The 2,770-nt window shown below is 56.7% G+C and carries 2 protein-coding genes and 1 pseudogene; 2 read left to right on the top strand and 1 reads right to left on the bottom strand.

Annotated features, from left to right (window positions below; translation table 11 throughout):
- Window positions 1–475: 475 nt before the first annotated feature.
- Window positions 476–742: pseudogene (locus FN369_RS11695) on the top strand (IS1634 family transposase); the annotation flags it as partial.
- A 121-nt stretch (window positions 743–863) separates the two neighbouring features.
- Here the strand turns inward: FN369_RS11695 and FN369_RS08140 are convergent.
- Complete coding sequence (locus tag FN369_RS08140) at window positions 864–1,670, bottom strand: hypothetical protein (protein WP_142525669.1); 807 nt, start codon at window positions 1,668–1,670, stop codon at window positions 864–866.
- A gap of 754 nt (window positions 1,671–2,424) precedes the next feature.
- Between FN369_RS08140 and FN369_RS08135 the strand changes: the two genes are divergently transcribed.
- Window positions 2,425–2,770 (top strand): LysR family transcriptional regulator (locus FN369_RS08135; protein ID WP_142525668.1); only part of this gene is annotated, 346 nt, incomplete at its 3' end.

Below are 2,770 nucleotides of genomic sequence, written 5' to 3'. Positions count from 1 at the left end.
CCGCTTCGCGGCCGCACCGGCTTGCGTGCAAGGAGACCGATCTTCCGCAGGTTTTGAACATCGTTCGGTTCAGAAACGGCTTATGCAAATATGTCAGGATCTGTCGTCTCTGACCTTTTTTCGGATGCAGATCCCTGCGGATCGTGGAGATCGAGACACCGATTTGCCGGAAGCACTTGGGTCTCCCAGAGGAAAGATCGATTGCTCCCATCTGGCTCGGGAATCCTCCAAGGTGGGTAAGCGGGGCAAGACGCGGATCCAGGCCGATTGGACTCGATTGCCTGCCGAGGTTTGGGAAACGGTGGGAGTGGGTTGGAAGGGAGAGCCGTTGGTTTACGCCGAAGAGTGGGATGTCCCAAAAGGGTTGGATCCCGGGGAACCGGCAGTGCTGCAGGAGGCGTGGGAGCTCTTCGGTCTCGAGGAGATCCTTGCTGGAGTCGGTTCGGAGCCGAAGGAAAGGCTTTTGCAACGCGGCCGGGAACCTCGAGTTCGCAATCCAATGCGGCTCTGCCTTTCGGCCTTCTGGATCAGCGCCCGGATCGGAAGCGAATGGATCGCAAAGGGCTTCACCGAAGAAGTTCCCTAGGTGCTCCACCGCCTTCAAGCGATCCATTGGGTCGAGCTCGCCGGAAAAGGAGGGCCCTGGATCGGGCTCTTTTCTCGCATCCCCGCCGACCGCAACCTGCTCCTCCAAAAACTCGATCTCCTTCCCCTCTTCGCTTGTCCACCCAAGTGGGCCATGGAGGCAGAACACAAAAAGATTCTCTTTCTGCTGCCGCATCTCCCAACATCGCCCTGCGAAAGACCGGATAGGGGAGGGCAAGAAATCTTCCCTCCCCACCCACTCTATTCAGCCCAGAGCTCTAAAACCCGTAGCCAACGACGAAGAGTCCGACAGGATCATACAAGTTGTAGCTTGGTCCGCTCACATTCAGCACTGTCGTTCCGTTGTGGAAACCATTCACATCGCCATTAAAGGCGAAAACGAATTCCGCACCGATGAACCAGTGGGGATCTATGAAATAACGGAATCCTCCGACCGGAGCGAACCAATAGCCCCAAACGTTCCCGAAATTCACATTGTTGCTTTCCGCATTCACAAGAATGCCACCCCCTGCAAATCCGACAAAGGGCTCAAATTTTTTTGCTATCCTGTAGCCAACCGTTCCGCCGAGTCCGAGATAGCCGACGGTGACTCCGCTACTCGACATCAACTTCGGCTCGGTGCCGATTCCCGTCTGCTGCCCGTTTCCAAGGAAGAGACCGATCGCATCGACGGAGAAACTCAGGCTTCCCCATTTGCTTGGATCGTGAAAATACAAGCCTCCGACGAGCGCTCCGATGTAGGCATAATTGTAGTTTACGGAAAGCGGAGTCGTTCCCCCGGGGGTGACCAAGCTTGCCTGATCCGACTGAGGAAAGCCGACTCCGAAGGCTCCCGCAATATATGGAGTCCAGGATTTCTCGGCCTTTTTAGGAACTCCTTTCATCTGCTCCTTGGCAGACTCGTAGGACTCGGCATGGCTTAGCGGAACGATCACTCCATCTTCCTCGCTCTCCTGCCCGGTGGCCGCTTTCGCCCGTGGCGAAAGCGCAGCCAGCGTCACTAAACAACTCGCGCCAGCAAGCAGCGCCATCACTTTCCACGCTTTCCTTGTACGTTGCTTCATCCAATGCCTCCTTTTTGCTCGTTGAGAACAGGGCCTCCATGCCGTAGCGGAGCATCTCGCCGCACCGACTTTCCCTGTGCAGTCCGCTACGATTACGGTTATTGCATCGATAACGGAAATAGAAAGATGATATGGCTGTCATCGCCGAAAGCGATCATGAGACTCTTCACGGAATCGAGTGCATTGGGAGAGCAGACGTTTTTGCGACCGAATTTCCAAGTCAGCCGTTGAAGTCTCGTTGGAAAGGGGATCTGTTCGGAAAATGGATCGTGGCTCTCCTCTGGGGAAAGCGGTTGCGGCGAAAGTTGCGTGCGACCCGACATCGCCGCAGAAGCATGGTAGGAAGCGAGGGCGTGCGTTCCTTCCGGCGATTCCGGGATTCGGAAAAGCGGGTGCGGGGCTTTGGGGAGCCTTTCCCCGAGCGGTGCCTCAGAGGAAGACGGTGGAGGCAGCGCCATCCCAGCGGTTTTTTCGAAGATGACGGATCTTCTGCGCATTTTTTGCATGCTTTTGCTGGTCCACTGCCGGCTCGTGCACCTTCGTCTCGGACCGACAAGCGTTTCCGCACGCTTGCGAGCCTTGGATGTTGGCAAAGAGACTTAAAAAAACGAGTTGGGAGGAGACTGGCGAAGGATGTATGTCCAACCTGTTCCGGTGCAGAACAGCAAAGAAAAGAGAATCCAATCGTTCGTCTAAAAAATAGCCTACAAACCGCTTCCAGCCGTCGTCCGATGGGAAGCACCTCAATCATCCGATGGAGCTGCGTCATCTCCGCTACTTTGTGGCCGTTGCCCAATACCTGAACTACAGCGAGGCTTCACGCCGCTTGCACGTCGCCCAGTCGGCGATCAGCCAAACCATCCTCGACCTCGAGGAGGAGCTCGGCGTGACGCTCTTTGTCCGAACCAAGCGTCACGTCCGGCTTACCGCCGCAGGCGGGACCTTTCTATCGGAAGCCGAAAAAGTTCTGGCAAGGGCTGACGAAGCCCAGCGCCTCACCCGACTCGCAGCCCACGGAGAAATCGGCGTGCTGCGCATCGGCTTCATTGCGCCGGCCATGGTCGATTGGCTTCCGCCTTTGGTGGCAGCGTACCGCCGCC

The organism is Methylacidimicrobium cyclopophantes (assembly GCF_902143385.2).
In the GTDB taxonomy this organism is placed as follows: Bacteria; Verrucomicrobiota; Verrucomicrobiia; order Methylacidiphilales; family Methylacidiphilaceae; genus Methylacidimicrobium; species Methylacidimicrobium cyclopophantes.
Note: the sequence above shows the minus strand (reverse complement) of the source record. Positions and strands in the feature narration are given on the sequence as shown.

Bases quoted from the DNA above. Each gene is read 5' to 3' on its own strand.
- FN369_RS08140 (WP_142525669.1), bottom strand. From the start codon at position 1,670: ATGAAGCAACGTACAAGGAAAGCGTGGAAAGTGATGGCGCTGCTTGCT.